This window comes from Anaerococcus sp. Marseille-P3915 (assembly GCF_900258475.1).
Classification (GTDB): domain Bacteria; phylum Bacillota; class Clostridia; order Tissierellales; family Peptoniphilaceae; genus Anaerococcus; species Anaerococcus kampingae.
The window spans coordinates 839,544-860,087 of record NZ_LT984887.1 but is presented as its reverse complement, the minus strand read 5'-3'; the positions used below and the strand labels follow the sequence as shown (position 1 = coordinate 860,087).

Annotated in this window: 11 protein-coding genes; 9 read left to right on the top strand and 2 right to left on the bottom strand. The window is 29.3% G+C overall.

Features of this window, described 5'->3' with window-relative positions; genetic code table 11:
- The first annotated feature begins 108 nt into the window (after window positions 1-108).
- The 4 genes from C8269_RS04255 (at window position 109) to C8269_RS04245 (ending at window position 12,725) form a co-directional block, all read left to right on the top strand.
- Window positions 109-669, top strand: a complete 561-nt coding sequence (locus C8269_RS04255) for a type III toxin-antitoxin system ToxN/AbiQ family toxin (protein WP_106460523.1) — start codon at window positions 109-111, stop codon at window positions 667-669.
- A 1,029-nt stretch (window positions 670-1,698) separates the two neighbouring features.
- Window positions 1,699-2,157 (top strand): TnpV protein, encoded by a 459-nt coding sequence (locus C8269_RS11150; RefSeq protein ID WP_079392108.1) that lies wholly within the window; start codon window positions 1,699-1,701, stop codon window positions 2,155-2,157.
- A gap of 1,262 nt (window positions 2,158-3,419) precedes the next feature.
- On the top strand, window positions 3,420-11,549 hold the full coding sequence (locus C8269_RS04250) for an SNF2-related protein (RefSeq protein WP_442778140.1): 8,130 nt from the start codon (window positions 3,420-3,422) through the stop codon (window positions 11,547-11,549).
- 33 nt (window positions 11,550-11,582) lie between these two features.
- Window positions 11,583-12,725, top strand: a complete 1,143-nt coding sequence (locus tag C8269_RS04245; RefSeq protein WP_106460521.1) for a single-stranded DNA-binding protein — start codon at window positions 11,583-11,585, stop codon at window positions 12,723-12,725.
- A gap of 161 nt (window positions 12,726-12,886) precedes the next feature.
- Here C8269_RS04245 and C8269_RS04240 read toward each other — a convergent pair whose 3' ends face one another.
- Window positions 12,887-14,257, bottom strand: a complete 1,371-nt coding sequence (locus tag C8269_RS04240; protein WP_106460520.1) for a relaxase/mobilization nuclease domain-containing protein — start codon at window positions 14,255-14,257, stop codon at window positions 12,887-12,889.
- On the bottom strand, window positions 14,257-14,625 hold the full coding sequence (locus tag C8269_RS04235; RefSeq protein ID WP_035111045.1) for a plasmid mobilization protein: 369 nt from the start codon (window positions 14,623-14,625) through the stop codon (window positions 14,257-14,259). Before C8269_RS04235 ends, C8269_RS04240 begins: the two co-directional genes overlap by 1 nt.
- 548 nt (window positions 14,626-15,173) lie before the next feature.
- Between C8269_RS04235 and C8269_RS04225 the strand changes: the two genes are divergently transcribed.
- The 5 genes from C8269_RS04225 to aroC all read left to right on the top strand — a co-directional run bounded on the left by C8269_RS04225 (window position 15,174) and on the right by aroC (window position 20,529).
- Window positions 15,174-15,566, top strand: a complete 393-nt coding sequence (locus tag C8269_RS04225; protein WP_004837832.1) for a metal-dependent transcriptional regulator — start codon at window positions 15,174-15,176, stop codon at window positions 15,564-15,566.
- A 196-nt stretch (window positions 15,567-15,762) separates the two neighbouring features.
- A complete protein-coding gene (locus tag C8269_RS11005; protein ID WP_106460519.1) occupies window positions 15,763-17,124 on the top strand; it encodes a salicylate synthase in 1,362 nt (453 codons plus the stop codon).
- Between the two features lie 3 nt (window positions 17,125-17,127).
- Entirely contained in the window at window positions 17,128-18,174 is a 1,047-nt protein-coding gene (gene aroB, locus C8269_RS04215; RefSeq protein ID WP_060800190.1) for a 3-dehydroquinate synthase, read from the top strand.
- 14 nt (window positions 18,175-18,188) lie between these two features.
- Complete coding sequence (aroA, locus tag C8269_RS04210; RefSeq protein WP_234025831.1) at window positions 18,189-19,463, top strand: 3-phosphoshikimate 1-carboxyvinyltransferase; 1,275 nt, start codon at window positions 18,189-18,191, stop codon at window positions 19,461-19,463.
- On the top strand, window positions 19,450-20,529 hold the full coding sequence (aroC, locus tag C8269_RS04205; protein ID WP_106460517.1) for a chorismate synthase: 1,080 nt from the start codon (window positions 19,450-19,452) through the stop codon (window positions 20,527-20,529). The genes aroA and aroC overlap by 14 nt, the downstream gene beginning before the upstream one ends.
- The last annotated feature ends 15 nt before the right edge of the window (window positions 20,530-20,544 follow it).

Below are 20,544 nucleotides of genomic sequence, written 5' to 3'. Positions count from 1 at the left end.
CGTTAAAGGTGGAGCATTAAAGAAGGTGTCTCACTACCTATATCCCAAAGGTGAAGCATTAAAGCAAGCAGAGAGGATTAAACCTCTCTGTTTTTTTAGGAGAAAATAATGGTAGAAGTTATAAAATATGGATTTTATACTGTAAACTCTGATTACCTTGAACATCTAAATAAAGTAGATTCAGAAGTTTATTACAACCCATCGTATAGAAACAGTATAAAACCATTTGTTGGAATTATTGTTGGTATAGAAAATTATAATTATTTTATTCCAATTTCTTCTGCAAAGGAAAAACATAAAAAATGGAAGAATGTTTCTGATGAGCATTTTTTGATTTATGAAGTGATCGATAATAGTATTACTATAGATGGAGATATCTACAAATATTATTCTGATAGAGAAAAAATGCACATATTATCTATATTGGATATTAAGAAAATGATTCCTGTACCGACTGATTGTTATGAAAGAATTGATTTTAACGAACTTGAGGATATTAGATATAAAGACTTATTTCAAAAAGAATACGCTTTTTGTTTAAAAATAAAAACAAAGGTCTTGATAAAGGTGGAAAAAATATACAAAAAGCAAAAGAAAACAGGAATTATAAGAAGAGCAAATTGCAATTTTTCAAAGTTAGAAAAAGCAATGTTGGATTGGAAGCAATAGAATAAAGGCAATTAAAGCGATTAGAAAAGTAAAAAATTCCAATCGTTTTTTTATTGCAATAAAAAGATAGCGTAAATGACATTTTAAAGTTATCTTTTGCTTACAGAAATTTAAAAAATAGAAAGAAATAAAGTTTAATAAATAAATATATAAAAATTTAGTTCATTTTTATCACTATAATGAGGAGGGATAAAATGCCAAGATATGATATAGTAGATTTAAGTAGAACAATCTATCTTGCAAAAGAAGAATTTAAGAAAGATATAAAAAAATATGAGGAATATTTAAAGGTATCAGGCAATAACTATAAGTATCCATATATACATCAAATATCTATATACAATATGGATCCAAAAGCAACAGCCTGTGCAGAATTTGATTATTGGAAAAGTATAGGTAGAAGCGTTAAAAGAGGCGAAAAAGGAATACCACTTTTAGATATAGATAGTGGAAGGATAAAATATATCTTCGACATAAGGCAAACAGTAAGTATTAATCATAATATTTCTGAGGTAAAGTTATGGAAATATGATAGCAAAAAGCATTTAAACTTACTAGATGAAATGATAGATAAGTTTAAAGAAAAAGATAGTAAGCTTCTATTAAGCCAAGAAGATAAAATTGCTGCCTTAGTAGAAAGTAATGTTAGAGGAAAATTCAATAAAATTTTAGAAAGTCTATCTGATGAAAGTTTAAAAAGCATTCAAAAGGTAGACCTTTTTAATTTGTTAAAAGAATCCGTAAAAATTTCTATAAGCGAGAGAATGGAGGTCTCATATCAGCTAAAAGAAGAAAACTTATCTTTACTGTCTAAAATATCAAGTTCGGACATAGACAAAGTATTAAGTATAAGTGCTAATATAAGTAAAAATATCTTACTTGATTTGGGAAGTGAAATAAAAAGATTAGAAATTTTAGAGAAAATTCAAGAAAGAAAAGATTTGGAGCAGACAAAAGAGCTTAAGGAGCGTTATAATAAATTAAGTTCTGATATAAACGGTGAAATAAATTTTAAAGGAGGCTTGGAAGATGAAAGAGAAATTAACATTGGCAGGCAAGGAATACCTCATGGAGGAGGGGATTTACACACCAATCGTCAAGGAGAATTCCTTCGAGAGACAGGGAGGGACATACAAGATGGAAGAATTGGAGGAAGGCATGGAAGTCCTAATACCCAATATGGCAATTCCCAAGGAAATAGATTTAAAGAAACTCAACAGATGGGGAAGGATGAGATTGAACTTTCTCAAGGAGAACAAAGAAGAGGATTATCAGATAATGTATTTGCAAGGGACATTGATGGATCATCTTCTATCAAAGGAAAAAGAGATAGAGGACTTTATCACGAGGGAAGAAGTCAAAATGATGGAAACTTGGGGTCTGACAGAAGAACTGAAAGAAGAGGACTATCTGAAATATCTGAGATTGAAGAAGAACATGGATATGACCCTACAAGAAATAGGGGAAAGGGAGATAATCCTAATCTAAAAAATGAGGAAGTAGAGTCTACTTCCTTTTTTTCTGCTAAAAATCATGGAGAGCAAATATCCTTCTCAAATCCAATAAGTCAAAGAGAAATAGATACATTTTTAATACATGGAGGAAATCATGAAGATGGAAGATTAGCAGTAATAGCAGAATTTTCTAAGGGTAAATCTTTAGAAGAACAGGCAAACTTTTTGAAAGAAATATATAGGGGAGCCAATGGTCTTGAAATTGAAGGAAGAAAGATATCTGCATGGTTTGGAAAGGAAGGAGCAATTTTTAAAGATGGAGATGAGGCAAGATATAGAGAAGGGCAAATAGTTTCTTGGAAAGATTTAGCTAATAATATTAATAATTTATTAGATAGAGGAGAATTTGCTAGCAATGTTGAGATTGTAGAAAGTGCGACATATGAAAGAGAAAAAATAGCAGAAAAATTATTGTATTTAAAGAGAGATCTTACTGATGAAACTAAGGATAGATATTTAGCGATTCTTAATGATATAAAAGGAAGAGGCTTCCCAGATGAAAAAGAAAATCTCGGGAAAAAACTTGAAGATAAAAATTTTATAAATAAACTCAGAAAAGAATACGAGGTATTTTTAGAAGAATATAAGATTAATCCTGATATTTTAAGATTTCATCATTATAAATTATCTAAAATCTATAATGATATCAATGATTTAGAAATAGAAAGAAAATTATATAGGTCAAATTTAAAGGATATTGCACCTATTCAGAGTTTTATAACACAAGATGAAATAGATGAAAGCCTAAAAAGAGGAAGCGGGTTTTCTGATGGAAAGAAAAGAATATATGAATTTTTTACTGAAAAGCATGATTTAAAAGAACAAGCAGATTTCTTGAAAAATGAATATGGCGTAGGTGGAAGTTCTCATGCACTATCTGCTGCAAGAGAAAGTGGTGAGTGGCACGATGCGAAGGGAATAAAATATAATAAAGGTAATGCAAAAGAAATACTACTATCTTGGTCTAATGTTGCAAGAAGAATTAATGACCTTATTAAAAAGAATAGATATATAGATGAAGAAAGTTTTGAAGAAAATAGGAAGAAAAAAACAGATCAGGAAATAAATAAAACAGAAAAAGAAAGCCAGGAGTATATAAATTATCAAGATGATTTGCCTCCAACTGATAATGATGTATATATAGAAAGAACAAATAATAGTTCTATATATTATTATCAAGGACAGTCTGTAGCAAGTATAGGTGATGATGGAAAACTTATCATTTATGATGAATTTATGCCAAACTTTTTAAAAGAAGAAATATATTCCATAGCCTTTGAAAAACAATTAGATATACCATTAGACCAGTTAGACGATGGAATTATTCTTGAGGGAATACATGACACTTTTTATATTAAAGAAAAGGAAGAAATAGAAGGAAGAGAATATTACCTTTTAGAAAGTCAAAGTCGATATGATGATATTCCAAATATTGTAGTTAATTCTAACAAAGAAGTTATAGATTATGATATAGTAAATGGTTTTGAAGAATTTAAGGAATTTTATCCTAATAAAAATAAAGAGAATATAGGTTTTGATTTAGATAGCCATAGAAAAGATGATTATTGGATAATTGAGTTTAATGAGGGTTCAAGTCTAATAGAAAAAGATTATGCAGGACAAAGGCTGACTAAAGAACTATTAGATGAAATAAGGGAAATAGATGAAAAGATAAGACTTCATAATAAGACCTTAGGAGAAGATGAATATGGGCAGATGACTGATAAGTGGGAGGGGTATTCCAAATTCTATTTTAACCATATAGTAGATGGGAAAATAGTTGATCACTATAAGATAGACATAGGTGATGGAAATGAGATCAACCAAAGAGACTTTGAATTTCTTTATGAACAAATAGGAAAAAGTCAGATAGAACTTAATCAAACTATAGAAGGAAATAAGATAGATGAAAAAATAATTTCAATAAATCAAATTGAAGATAGAATTTTTGATGTATTAGTTAAGGATAAAGTTTTAGAAAATGAAATTATAAAGGCAAGAGAAAACTTAGGAAATAATACCTTAGCAAGTTTTAACTCTGTATTCCAAAGAGAATATGCAAAAATCATGAGAGAAGTTGCCGATAAGCAGGAAAATCTTCCAGATGATATGAAGTCAATAGATAAGGTTAAAGAATTAGGCATTAGGATAGAACATAGATATAGAGAATATTTAAATAATTCACTTGAAAATAATATAGAAGATGATAAGGAGATACTCTCTATAAAAGTGGGAGATATAGTTAAAACAGAGGATAATAAATATTTAAAAATAAAAAATATTTCCAGTGGATATGATAATAACCATAATCCAATAACATATTATTCATATGATGCCTATTTTGATAAGGACTTAAAACTATTTTCACATTCCTTTAAAGGAAGCAATTTAAAAGCTTTAGAAGTATTAAGAAATGAAGTAGAAGAAAAATTAACAAAAGAGATTGTAGAAGATAAATTAGCAGTAAAAGTAGGATATTATTATGCTTTAGTAGATAAAGAGAAAACAAAGGATATAGAACTAGAAGAAACAGGAATTAGAGTTTATCCAAGAAAGGAAAACTCACAAGGAAAGATCTACAATTTATATAAAGGGAAATCTTTTGAGGATAGCAGAAAAATAGACAGTTTGTTTGATGAAATTACTGTCAAAATGAAAGAAGTAAACCTTACAAATTTAAATGATGTATTAGAATTGGAAAGAGAAGGATTATTTGAAATTGCTGATGATAAAGTTACAAAATTTGAGAAAGGCTATGATATAGATGTTCAAAGTTTTAATCAGCAATTTCCGGATTATTATAATGATATATATGTTTTTAATAAAAATCTTGAAATCAGTGGTGCATATCAAAATTTAGCACATATAAATGAAGAAAATAAAATTACTTTTAATATAAATTTATCGCAAGAAGAAAAATCAAAAATTGAAGAAATAAGAGATAAAAAAGAAGTTCTTTCCAAGTTAATAGATAAGGATATCAAAGAAAAAAGAGAATACTATTTTGATCCTCAAAATGAAGAATACTTACTACTATCAAAGAAAATAGAAGAAGGACTATTAAAAATCCCAGATAGTATTAAGGAGACAATCGATGGAAAAGAAGGCTTTGATGTAGAGCTAATCTTAGATATAAAAGAAAAAACTCTAAGACAAAATTTACGATACAATGGATATATTTTAAATTTTAATCAAGCTATAAAATATAAAAGTTATAAGGACATATTAAGCAACTTACCTTATTTACTTGATGACAAACATAGAGAAGTGCTTTTAAATGGATATTTAAATCAGCAAATAGAAAATGATAGAACAAGGCAAGAAGAAAATCCATTTAAAGAAGGTATGAGTGTTAAATACAAAGGGAAAGAATACACTATAACCGCCATTAACGATACTACAAGTCCTAAAACTATAGAACTAGAAGATAGCACAGGACTAATGAATGGCTTTATTACCGGAAGTGAAACAATTCTTTTTAATGACTACAAAGATCTTGATTTAGAAGTATATAAATCTAGTGAAAAACAATCTATTGATAAAGAGGAACTGGTAGAACAAATCAGCTTTGAAGATATTGACAATAATAACGAAGAAAAAGTTAAAAAAGACAATTCAGGGCTCTTATATAAAAGTCTTGATGTAATAAATAATAAATCTTCTCTTGTTGCTAATCAGTTTATAGTAAGTGTTGATAATGAAAAGGAAGAATTTTTAGTATATAGTTCATCTAATCCAAAAAATCATAGGGAATTTACTCTACCTTTTTCTTACCTCAAAGGAATTGACAAAATTGACGGAGATGGTAATGCATTAAAATTAACCACTCATAGAAAAGAAACTATTGATAAGAAGTTAGAAGAATATAAGGAATGGAAAGAAAATAATGATTTAATAAGGACTGATAGAGAAAATATAGAAGGGGTTTCTGAAGTTTCTTTAGAAAACTATAAAATTATTAATGAAGAAGAAAACCTACCACCTTCACAGAGATTAAAAAACAACATTGAAGCTATAAATGTCTTAAAAGCTTTAGAAAAAGAAAATAGAAGTGCAAGAAAAGATGAACAGGAAATTTTAGCAAAGTATATAGGCTGGGGAGGACTTTCTGATGTATTTGATGAAGAAAAGGAAGGTCAATGGCTTGATGCAAGAAACTTTTTAAAAGAAAATCTAACTGGGGAAGAATATAATAGGGCAAGAGAATCAACCTTAACGGCTTTTTATACGCCGAAAGTAGTTATAGACTCTATCTATGAAAGTCTTTCTAATCTTGGATTTGAAAAAGGAAATATATTAGAACCAAGTGCTGGGACAGGAAGATTTATAGGAAATCTACCTGAAGAAATGAAAGAGTCAAACTTTTATGGAGTTGAATTAGATAGGATTAGTGGACAAATTGCCAAAGAACTTTACCCTAATGCCAATATACAAATAAAAGGATTTGAAGAAACCAATTTTTCTAATAACCTATTTGATGTGGCCATAGGAAATATTCCTTTTGGAGAATTTAAAGTAGCAGATCGTGAGTATGAAAGAAATAACTTTCTAATTCACGATTATTTTTTTGCTAAAACTTTAGATAAGGTTAGAGATGGCGGCATAATTGCTTTTATAACATCTTCAGGAACAATGGATAAAAAAAGTGAAGATGTTAGAAGATATATATCGGAAAGGGCAGAGTTCTTGGGAGCAATAAGACTACCTAATACTACATTTAAAGGGGTAGCTGGAACAGAAGTAACTTCAGATATAATCTTTTTAAAAAAGAGAGATAGACTATTAAAGATAGATGAAGACTGGATAAAGCTAGATAAAGACCAAAAAGGACTAATATATAATAAATACTTTGTAGATAATCCTCAGATGGTAATAGGGACTATGGAAGAAATACCGTCAAGATTTGGGACAAGCCTTGCATGTATTGAAAATAAAGATATTTCTTTAGAAGAAGGACTAAAAAAAGCCATTAAAAATATCCAAGGTATGTATGAAGAAGCTCAAATAAATGATGATTTAGGAGAAGAAACAATACCAGCTGATGATAGTGTTAAAAACTATTCTTTTGCTTTAGTGGATGATGAAATATATTTTAGAGAAAATTCAATTATGCAAAGAATATCCTTAAACCAAAAGGATAAAGATAAGGTAAAAGAATATTTAAGATTAAATGAAAGTCTTAGGAAAGTTATAACCTATCAAAAAGAAGACTATTCAGATGAAGAGATAAAAAAAGAACAAGAAAATCTAAATAAATTCTACGATGATTTCAATAGCAAACACGGAAGACTAAATTCAAAAACCAATAAAAAATTATTTAGAGAAGATGCCAATTTTTCTTTAATTTCAACTTTGGAGAAATTAGATAAAGAAGGTAACTTTATAGGAAAATCTGATATCTTTAACAAGAGAACTATAAAAAAAGCTGTAATAATAGATCATACAGATAGGGCAATAGATGCTCTGGTACTCTCTATTAGTCAAAAAGGTAAAATAAATTTTGATTATATGGAAGAATTGACAGGAAAAACAAGAGATAAATTAATAGAAGAATTAAAGGGAGAAATATTTTTAAATTTAGATTCCTTTGAACCTAATGATATAAATCCATTTAAGTCTGCTAAGGATCTAGGAGATTTTTCAAGACCTTACGTAAGTGCTGATGAATACTTGTCAGGAAATATAAGAGATAAAATTGAAGTTGTAGACTCTTATATTAAAAACATCGAAAAAGAGTTAGGAAAGGAAGAAAATCTAGAGGATAGTAAACTCTTAAAAAAAGAATTAGAAGAGTTACATTTTCAAAAAGCAAAGCTAGTGGAAGTAATGCCTAAAGCACTAGATGCAAGTGAGATTACAGTTAGAATGGGTGCAACATGGATACCGGAACAAGATTACAAAAAATTTATGTTTGATTTGTTGAAAACACCAGTTTCATCAAGGTGGAATATAGATATTAAGTATTCTGACTTTACAGGAGAATATAGAGTTGAAGGAAAAAGCTCTGATAAGGACAATGACCTTGCTTCTTTTACCTATGGTACAAATAGGGTAAATGCCTACAAATTGATAGAAGATACTTTAAATTTAAGAGATACTAAGGTATTTGACCAAGTAGAAGACAGTGATGGAAAGAAAAAATCTATGCTTAATCAAAAAGAAACAATGCTTGCAAGAAGTAAGCAAGAGATGATAAAAGAAGAATTTAAAAGCTGGATATTTGATGATGTGGAAAGAAGAAATAGATTAGTAGAAGATTATAACGAAAGATTCAATTCCATAAGACAAAGGGAATATGATGGATCTAATCTTACTTTTGAAGGAATGAATCCTGAAATAGAATTAAGAGCACATCAAAAAGATGCCATAGCAAGAGGTTTGTTTGGTGGAAATACTTTACTTGCCCATGAAGTAGGAGCAGGAAAAACCTTTGAAATGATAGGTATAGCCATGGAGTCAAAAAGACTTGGGATGAGTAATAAGTCAATGTTTGTTGTTCCTAACCACATTGTAGAGCAATTTGGAAGAGAATTTAATGAACTTTATCCAGGAGCTAATGTATTATGTGCTACAGAAAAAGACTTCACACCAGATAGACGAAAAAGATTTTGTAGTCGTATTGCTACAGGAAGTTTTGATGCTGTTATTATAGGGCACAGTCAATTTGAAAAAATTCCTATATCAAAAGAAAGACAAGAATATGAATTGCAAGGTCAAATTGATGAAATCATTGACTATATAGATGAATATAAAAGAGAAAGAGATCAAAGATTTACTGTAAAGCAATTAGAAAAAACAAAGAAAAAATTAGAGACAAAGTTAGAAAAATTAAATGCTGATTATAAGAAAGATGACGTTGTAACCTTTGAGGAACTGGGAGTAGATAAGTTATTTGTAGATGAAGCCCACGCATACAAAAACCTCTATCTATTTTCTAAAATGAGGAATGTAGCAGGAATTACTTCTACAGATTCACAAAAATCATCAGATATGCTTATGAAATGCCGCTATATGGATGAAATTACTAATAATAAAGGATTAGTATTTGCCACAGGTACACCAGTAAGCAACAGTATGGCTGAACTTTATACCATGCAGAGATATTTACAGTATGATGAATTAAAAAAGATGAAATTGCAACATTTCGATTCTTGGGCGTCTACTTTTGGAGAAACAATAACGGCAATAGAATTAAATCCTGAGGGTAATGGTTATAGGAGCAAAACCAGATTTGCAAAATTTTATAATCTTCCTGAACTTATGAATACTGTAAAAGGATTTATGGATATTAAAACAGCTGATGTTTTAAATCTTCCTACACCAATTGCCCATTATGAAACTATAAAAACAAAGCCTACCGAAGAACAAAAAGAAATTCTTGAAACTTTTTCCGAGAGAGCAGATAAGGTTAGAAATAAGGAAGTGGACGCAAGCGTTGATAATATGCTTTTGATTACAAATGACGGAAAGAAAATGGCACTTGACCAAAGGTTAATCAATCCTTTACTTTCTGATGATCCGAATAGTAAAGTGAATGCCTGTGTAAGCAATGTATTTAGCATTTGGGATAAATATAAAGATAAAAAATCTGCTCAATTAATATTTTGTGATATGTCTACACCAAGTAGTGATTTTAATATCTATGATGATATTAAAACAAAACTTATAGATATGGGAGTACCTGAAAATGAAATAGAATTTATTCATAAGGCAAAAAACAATATGGAAAAAGACGCTATCTTTGATAAGGTAAGAAAAGGAGAAATAAGAGTCTTACTTGGTTCAACACAGAAAATGGGAGCAGGTACTAATGCCCAAGACAAACTAATTGCAATTCACGATCTTGATATACCATGGAGACCTGCTGATCTTTCTCAAAGGGCAGGCAGGATTGTTAGGCAGGGAAATGAGAATAAGGAAGTCCATATATTTAGATATGTAACAGAAAATACTTTTGATGCCTACCTATTCCAAACCTTAGAGAATAAACAAAAATATATTTCCCAAATTATGACGTCAAAGACTCCTGTAAGAGTTGCAGAAGATGTAGACGAAGCCACATTAAACTATGCCGAAATCAAAGCTCTTGCAACAGGAAATCCATTAATAAAGGAGAAGATGGACCTTGATGTTGAAGTTTCTAAACTTAAAATGCTAGAGTCCAATTTTAAATCAAATCTTTACAAGCTGGAAGATAAAGTAGTTAAATTTTATCCAAAGGAAATAGAAAGATTAAAAGAAAGGATAGAGAACTTAAAGGAAGATATTAAAAATGTTGAGCCTTATAGAGAATTGGATAAAAATTTAAAAGAAGATAATAAATTTACCTCTCTAATTATTGACGGAAAGAAGTATATAGATAAGAAAATAGCTGGAGAGTTTTTGTTGAACAAAATTAAGGGAGTTAAAATATATAGGGAAATGGATAAAGATGGAGAAAAAATAGGTGAATATAGAAATTTTGGCTTATCCATAAAATACGATTCTTTTTTCAATAAATATAACTTTATATTAAAAGGTAAGGGAGAATATAGAGGAGAGTTTGGAACAGATGAAATAGGTAATATAACAAGAATGGATAATGTATTGGATAAATTACCAGAAAGATTAGAAAATACAATTTCAAAACTAAAAGATACAGAAGAGCAATTTCAAACAGCTAAAATTGAAATACAAAAGACATTTCCACAAGCTGAACTTTTAAAGGATAAGACACTAAGACTTGCAGAAGTAAATAATTTACTAGATATGGGAAAAAGTGAAGATATAAGCCAAGATAATCCATTACTAGAAGAAGTAAAGGAAGAATTGATAGACTTCCTTAACAGAGAATATGATGAAGAAAACAGGCTAGAGGACTTTGATACTATATTTCCTGACTTAACAGATATAGGAGTAGCTTATACAACTACACCAGATGAAAAACATGAAATACAAGTAAGTTTAGATTTAATAAATTACAAGATGAACACCTATGTAGATAAGAACCTAATTGACAGCTTTCAATACACCTATGATCCCTTAGATGCAAGTGATTTAAAAGAGCTAGTAAAGATAAAGACATCTATTGGCTTTTGGAATTTTAGTGAGCTTGTATCAGTAAATGAAGAAAAACTGAGAGAAGTAATGGGACTTGAAATAGATGATGATGGCAACTTCTATGATCCATTATCTAAAGATATGGATTTAGATGGAATAATAGATAGAAATGATGCTGACTTTAGAGATAGTAAAGTGCAGGAAATAGGAGATTTTGAAAGGAAAGAAAAAACATCTATTATGGATAAATTAAAGGAATATAAGGGAAATTTAGTAGTAAATAATAATATAAAAGAAATAAATAATAGTGAACCATGTGGCAGATAAAACTTTAAATGAGATTATTAGAGGACAAAGAATATGGAATTTGATAGAGATAGATTTAATGAATTTATTCGAGAAAATTTTTCTTTTGATGGTAATACTCAAAGAATAATCAACAATATAGTTGAATATGGAATTAAAAATTTTGCCGATTCAGAAGATAAATTAGTTGAATTTATTCAGACTACAATTGATGATCCAACAGTTGAAGAAATAAAACAATTTATTATTAGTGATGGAAAGGAAGAAGAAATAAAAGATTTAACAGATAAGAAAGATAAAAATAGAAATGGAGGAATAAAAATGAATATAAAAAAGGGAAATGTAATTGAAACTGAATTTGGAGACACTATGGTATTGGATGTGAAAGATAATCAAGCTACCTTATTTGACGGGAAGCAATTTATTTTAGCCACAGGAGTAGAGTTTAACAAAGAAAGTGGAAAGTATGAATGGGATTCTGTTAGATACGCAAGTGATATAAAAACAATAGCAAATATGGAAAATACAAATTTTGAAAGCATGAAAAATACAATAGATTTTTTAGCAGAATATAATCATAAAGAATTTGTAAAAGGTATTATATCTCTTGAAACAGGAGTAGAAAATGAAAATGTTCTTAATAATGCCTATGATAATTATATGAACGATTCAGTTATGGGGCTTATTGATGAAAAGTTTATTGAATATATAGACGAAGAAGAGTTAAAAGAAAATTTAGAAGTTAATCAAGAACAAGGAGATAAAGAAATGAAAGATATAGATAATAAAGAAAAGGATACATTAAATATAGATGGAAATATAGCAACTGATATAGAAATTAAAGATTTAAAATCAAAAGATGGGAGGGACTTTAAAGTAGCCTCCTTTTCTATTGCTGAAAATGACAAGGAAGGAAATGCAAAATTCATCAGCTGCTACGCCTATAATGACAAAATCAATCAAGTAAAAAATTTGAAAAAAGGAGATTTTGTACACCTATTTGGAAAATTAAAGAAAAGTATGGGAAAGGATAATAAGGAATACACAAGTCTAAAAGTATACTCTGCAAAGTTATTAAAAGCTAAAGAGCATACTAAAGCAAAAGCATCAACAATAGGGAAATTAAAGGAATTTAAGACTAAAGGGAATATGAAAGTGGATGAAAAGAAGAAAAAGGATAATAGCATAGAAAGGTAAAAGATTATAGGGGGCAGGTTTTAGTCTGCCTCCTATATTTTTTTATTGGTTGTCTTTAAGGGAAAATGATGGGTCATATTGAAAAATATCAGCCACATCCTATCAGGAGGGCTGATACACAAAACTTTCCACACTACCGGAGAAGTTGATACACCAGATCCTTACTTATATAATTCATTATAAATATACTTATCAGTATTCTTTCTTAATTGAGTCAATTCATTTATCAATATATTCTCTTTGGCGTAGTCATCCATAAGAATATCTTTTTTATTTTTGTATTCATCATATAATTTTGACAACTCTTTTATACTTGGATTTTTATATTGACACTTTTCTAAAGTATTTATTGCTTTTTCATATGCGATAATTTGAGGCTTATATTCACTATAAAAATTTTTATCATTTGGATTTTCTTTATAGGTTTTATAGATAACCTTATTTATTTTTATAGTGTTAATGTCTTCAATAGCTGCGTAAATTTCGCTCATAACTTTTTCTATATCCTTAATTTTATTTAGGATTTCTTGCCTATTAACAGCCTCTTCTTGGAGTTTATTTTCCAAATCCATACTAGATGATAGACCATATTTTCTAAGCTGATTTAAGGTATTCGCCATAGTATTCATATTATGTTTTCTAGCCCATATTTCATAACCTTTAGAAGATTTAACCTTTTCATTGCTTTCTATGTCTATTATATTATCAAATTTCTTGTAAGATTTTTTAGCATAATGTACTTCACTATTTTTGTAATTTTCATTTACCTTATTTTCAATTCTTTCTTTTATTTTCTCTTTTGTATAATCTTTTCCAAGAGTAGTTTCTCTCGCACGAATGAACCTCCCTTTTTTTCCTTGTTTTTTATGTCTGAAAGAAAGATATTTTCCAAGTTTAATTTCATAGCCATATTCTTCCATAAGCTTTAAGAAATTCTCATAGCTATTTGCTTTATTAATAGCATGATCAATAGAAATTTGAAGTTTATGTTTCCAAGATTTTCCTTTATTAAATTCAATATATTCTTTGTAGGATTTACCATTGGTTTTATACTTTTCTTTAAATTTTACATAATCTTCATCTATAACTGATAGCTGATACTTTCTACATAAATCATCACTATGATTTCTAATTTGGTGGTAAGTTTTTTTGTTACTTTGATATGCTTTACCAGTTTCAAAAGAAACATTATTAAATAGTATATGGTTGTGAATATGACCCTTATCTATATGGGTAGTAAGAACATATTCATACTTTCCTTTTAAGATTTTATCGCATAGTTCTATACCTATTTGATGAGCCTCTTCAGCAGTAGTTTCTCCGGGGAAAAAAGATTGAATTAAATGTCTTGCCAAAACTTTTGCTTTAGAATTACATTCTATTTTTGTTTGTTCGAATTCTAAATGAGCAGTTATAGGGTTACAGTTTAGGGAGGAAATTAGAATTTTTCCATCTGTTTTATCACTATTCATAATATAATCAAGTGCTGCTTTTAAAGTGGATTTTATAGGATGAATTTTAGTAATTGCCATTATTCTTTCTCAGTATTTATGCTATTAGAATTAGTAAGAGAGTATATTTTTTTACGTATAGAGAAAATATCTTTTGCCTGATTTTCTAATAAGCTTTTTAAATCTTCTACATCATCTTTATATATAATTGATGTAGTATTTACCCTTTTAGCAATTTGATTTATATTATTTGAAGTACGACTTATATTTGTTGACATTTCACGAAAGACATCCATATCTAATACATAAATATCTTTTTCTAAAATACATTTCATAATAAATTGCCTAAGAGTTTTACACTTAGATGCTTTATATTTTTCATTTAGCAATTCTAACTCCTCATCAGATAACATTAAATAGATTCCGTTATTTCTAAATCTACTTGTCATAATTTAACCTCCTCGTATATTGTAGTTGTAATAATAAATACTACATTTTGTTCTCAATACCTCTTTCTTATGTGATAATAATTATATAGATAGAGCTCGTAGTAAACTTCCTTGAAGTTCCTATTCCTAATAAATTTATTAATCGAAATAAAAAAGAAAAACCTGTAAATTCAAGTAGGATAACTTGACTTACAGGTTTAATTTATTCTATATATTTCGTTTGGGAATCTCCTGATTTAAATTTTTATTATTGATATTTTATCACTTTTTGAGATAATATTCAAGTTTACGTTGAAGCTATTATAAGCGTTTGTTGCTGAATTTAATTATTATAAATTTAGGGGTTTGGGGATATTCCCCAACAAGTAAAATGGAAAAAATAAGCGATATATTCGTAGTATTTTTATTCCATTTTTAGTAAGTGCATATGCACTTACTGTGCTTGCTGAACAAGTGTTAAGTGGTTTTAATATATTTGTAATGTTAGAGAATATATTTTATAATTATCTTAATGGGGTATACATTAAAATATAAAAAAGAAAAGGGGTATGATTTTGGGAGGTAAGCTTCACAGAAAAGTTTTTTCTAAGGAACACTATATTGAAGTAATTTATGTTTTATTGAGAGAAAAAGAGAATGTTTATAATAAAGATATTGTTAACTATACGAAGTTAAGCAAACCATCAGTTAGTGTGGCTATAAATAATTTAATAGATGAGGGGTATGTGTACAGGGAATCTATGTCAATAAAGCTAACGGAAAAAGGAGAAAAAATAGGTAAAGAATTATATAATAAACATATTTATTTTTATAATCTATTTTTAGAATTAGGCGTTGAACCTAAACAAGCAAATGAAGAAGCGTGTAGTGTTGAACATGTAATATCAAATGAAACATTTAAAAAGATTAGAGCATTTATAGAAGAAAGCAGTAAAAAATAAGCAAATATTTTCAGGTAGGCAGTTTTAATTAAATTATTAGGTAAACCTAAGTTGATTTAATTAGAATTGTTTTTTTTTATGTAGAAATTTATACTTTTTTACAAATTTTAAAATTATTTGAAGTGACATATTGATTTTCATAAATATATATGTTAAAATTAAGTTAGTCAAGACTAACTTAATAAAGGAGGATAATATGCCTAAAATAAACAGAGAAACTTATGATAAGGCCACTATAGATATTTCAGATAATGACAATCTGAATTCATTTGTATTAGCGATAAAAATAATAGAAGATGTAGCTAATGAAATTCAACCTTATATGGTGTATGAAAATTTCAATGAAATATCAGTTGCTATAGGAGAATATATTGGAATTGAAGTGTATACAGAAAAAATCCTAATAACTGAAAATGGTGATACTGTAGAACATAAGGTAAGCGATCTAAGTGAAGACATGAAGAAGGTTTTCGAAAATATAAACTTTACTGACTGGAGAATGTATGGAATCGCTGATTTTAATTATGCAAAGCATACATTTTTGAAAAATGTGAGTGATAAGGAAGTTTTGTTAAAGATGTTTATTCCAAGAACCGACATTAGAATTTTAGAAGGTTCGATAGAAGTAAAATCTGTTGATAATATTGACGAAATAATTTCAGCAGTGGAGAAATGTACAATAAATTCTACTAAAGAAGAGTTGAAAAAAAATACTTCGCAAGTTGATTTAGAAAAGCTAAAATCAATAGATAGTGAATACTACAAAGAGATTGTTTCTAAAGGAATAGAAGAAATTAATAATGATAAGTATGATAAGGTTATTTTGTCCAGAAAAATTAAGTTAGAGAAAAAAATCTTACTAAAAGATAGTTTTTTATTAGGGAGAAAATACAATACCCCTGCACGTTCATATTGTCTGAAAATTGGTGATGTTGAAGTTATAGGTTTTAGTCCAGAAACAGTTGTCGAGGTGGATGAAGAAAAAAAAGTATACACATTTCCTCTAGCTGGAACCAGAGCATTAACAGATGATCCTATAAAGAATAAGGAATTAAAGTGTGAATTATTAAAAGATCCTAAAGAGATTGCTGAACATGCTGTTTCTGTTAAGTTAGCTTTTGAAGAATTAGAAAAAGTTTGTATAAAGGATAGTATATCGGTAGTTAAATTCATGGAGGTTTTGGAGAGGGGTTCAGTTCAGCATCTAGCATCAAGGTTGAAAGGGACGCTTAAAGAAGAATTCAATGAATGGCATGCATTTACTGCTCTTTTCCCGGCAGTTACCGCATCTGGAATACCCAAAGCAGAGTGTATAGATGCTATAGATAGGTTAGAAAAAGACGAAAGAGGATTATATAGCGGAGGCGTACTAACTTATGATCAAAATGGAACAATGGATGTGGCATTAGCTTTAAGAACTGCATTTCAAACAGACAAAGAAACATGGATTCGAGTAGGTGCTGGAATTGTAAAATTATCAAAAGCAGAAAGAGAATTAGAAGAAACTAAAGAAAAAGCAGGAAGCATTTTAGACAAGTTAGTTTATATAGAAGATTAAGAGATGGATATATTTATTAACACTACGCAATCTAAATACAAAATATATTTAGATTGCGTAGCTTTAAAAAACTTAAATGAATTTATTTCAAGCAAAAAACAGTACAAGAACATTATAGTAATAACAGATAGCAATGTGGACCATTTTATAGGCAACAGTTTTAATTTAAAAAATTATAAGCTTTATAAGTATGTTATAGAAGCAGGAGAAAAGTCCAAAAATATAGAAACATACTATAAAATAATAAGATATTTGACCTCAATAAAAGCGGATAGGCATGATTTAATTATTGCATTAGGTGGTGGGGTAGTTGGTGATTTAGCTGGATTTGTGGCCTCTACTTATATGAGGGGCATAGATTATATTCAAATACCTACTAGTCTTTTAGCTATGGTTGATTCATCCATTGGATCAAAAACGGCAATCAATACAGAAGACGGGAAAAATTTAATCGGAAGTTTTTATAATCCTAGAGCTGTGTTTATAGATTTTACTTACTTAAAAAACCTTCCTCAAAAAGAATTTCTAAATGGACTGTCTGAAACAATTAAAGCTTCGATTATAAAAGATAGAAAACTATTCGAATTAATTATAGAAAGCGATTTAAACAATGAAGAAATAATAAAGAAGATTGTAAAAAGAAGCGTTGAAATTAAAAAGGAAATTGTCGAGAGGGATTTAAAAGAAACAAAAGAAAGACAACTTTTAAATTTTGGTCATACAATAGGTCATGCCTTAGAAAAACTAAGCGACTATACCTTACCACATGGCTATGGTGTTGCAATTGGAATGGCAATGATAACTAGAGGATATTACAATATGGGAAAAACAGATGAGAGAACCTATAAAAGAGTAGAAGAAATACTTAGAAAATATCATCTACCAACACATTGTAGTTATAGTGCAGAGGAACTTTACAGCGAAATTTTAAAAGACAAGAAAAGCAATGGAGACAAGATAAATATTATATATCCAAAATTAATAGGTGATTGCAGAATTGATATTGTAGATAAGTCTAACCTATTAGAAGTGTTAAAACATTGCTTATGAAAGGTGGTTGTCGAATGAATGTAAAAATTAAGCCGAATGAAATTAAGGGAAAGATGAAGTCGATACCATCAAAGTCGCTGTTACATCGAGCAATTATATTAAGTGGAATAGCAAAAGACAGAGAAATTATATTAAAACAGGTAAATACAATATCAGAAGATATAGAAGCTACACTTACTTGTATTGAAAAATTAGGAGCTAAAACTAAGGTGGAAGGAGATTCAATTAGAATTACAAGCCTTGGAAACATAAAGAAATCTAAAGTTGAATTACACTGTAAAGAGAGTGGAACAACACTTAGATTACTTTTACCACTTGTAAGTACATTTTCAAAAGAGGCAACAGTAGATTGTTCTGAGGGTCTTAGAAAAAGACCGATTAGAGAATTAATCGAAACGTTAGAAGAATCAGGGTTATATTTCAAGGAAAAGGGATTTCCAATTAACATCTCAGGAAATGTGACCACTGATTTTTTTAAAATTAGTGGTGATATTAGTTCTCAATATGTCAGTGGCTTGCTTTTGCTTTCTTCACTACTAGATCAAAGAAGTTCAATATATCTTACTACTAAATTAGAATCTAGGGCTTATGTAAATATAACAATAAAAGTATTAAGAGATTTTGGAATAATAGTTAATGAGTTAGAAGAGGGTGTATTTGAAATATATGGGGGGAGAGACAAGATACTCCCACCTAAAGAATATCAAATCGAAGGGGATTGGTCTAATGCAGCATTCTTTCTTGTAGGAGGTTGTTTAGGAGACTCAATAAAGATGTCTGGTTTAAATTTAGAATCTAGTCAAGGGGATAAAAAGATAGTTCAAATTCTTAAAAAGGCTGGAGCAATTCTCACCTGTTCTGATGATTTTATAAGTTCTAATAGAAGCCATTTAAACTCCTTTGAAGTAGATTTTTCCGAAACACCTGATTTATTTCCAATTTTATCAGTAGTGGCTGCATTATCAAAAGGACAAAGTATTTTAAAAGGTGGAGAAAGACTAAAACTTAAAGAAAGCAATCGAATAGAAAGTACATTTCAGATGTTAAAAAGTTTAGGGGCAGACGTAAAAAAAAGAGAGGATGGACTGATTATTCAAGGGAAGGAAATTTTAGATGGTGGAATTGTGAATTCTTTTAATGACCATAGAATTGTTATGTCAGTAACCATGGCATCTATTAGATGTAAAGAACCTGTTTCGATAGTAAATGCAGGAGCGGTAAATAAATCATATCCTAATTTTTTTGAGGACTTTAAAAAAGTAGGAGGGATCTTTGATGTCATCAGTTAGTATAGGAGAAAACATAAAAATAAGCCTTTTTGGAGAATCTCACGGTTTGGCTATTGGGGGAGTAATAGATGGATTACCCCATGGACAAAAAGTTGATATGGAAAAACTAGACAAATTTATGGCAAGAAGAAAACCAGGTTCTGGGAAATATGTAACTCAAAGAAAAGAAAGAGATGAAATAAAATTTTTATCAGGGATAAAGGATTTTATTATTATGGGAGATCCACTGGCAGTTATTATTGAGAATAATAATATTAGACCGGAGGATTATAAAACCTTAGCCTATACTCCAAGACCTTCACATATTGATTTTTCAGCTAAGAAAAAATTTGGAGAGCATATAGATTTAATTGGTGGTGGGCATTTCTCGGCAAGGCTAACAGCAATTTTAACTGCTTTTGGAGGTATCGCTAAGCAAATCCTTGAAAGCAAGAATATTCTCGTATCTGCTCACCTAGATAGAATTAGAGAAATTCAAGACACAAGACATAATGATATAGAAAACATACAGAAGGCTGTAGAGAAGTCTGAGAATAATAGATATTCCATAATTAATGAGGAAAATATGGAAAAAATTGATAAGGTCCTACAGGAGTTAGTAAAAGAAAAGGATTCTACAGGAGGTATAGTAGAGTGTTCTGTATTTGGCTTGCCACCTGGGGTAGGAAACCCTGTATTTGATGGTTTAGAAAATAATATTGCTAAGATGTCTTTTGCCATACCGGGAGTTAAAGGAATAGAATTCGGATCTGGATTTGAGGGTGCTTTGAAATTAGGTTCAGAGAACAATGATAACTTCTATATTGATGAAAGAAAAGAAATAAAGACCAAGACTAACCATGCTGGTGGAATAATTGGTGGAATAAGCAGTGGAATGCCTATAAATTTAAAGGTAGCCTTTAAACCAACTCCATCTATTGGGAAGGAACAAGAAACAGTGAATATACAAACAATGAGCAATACTAGGATAAAAATAAAAGGAAGGCATGATCCTTGTATAGCAATAAGAGGTGTTGTAGTAGTTGAGGCGATAGTGTCTTTAGTAGTATTAGACTATTTATTATAGATAGCAAGTTAGAGG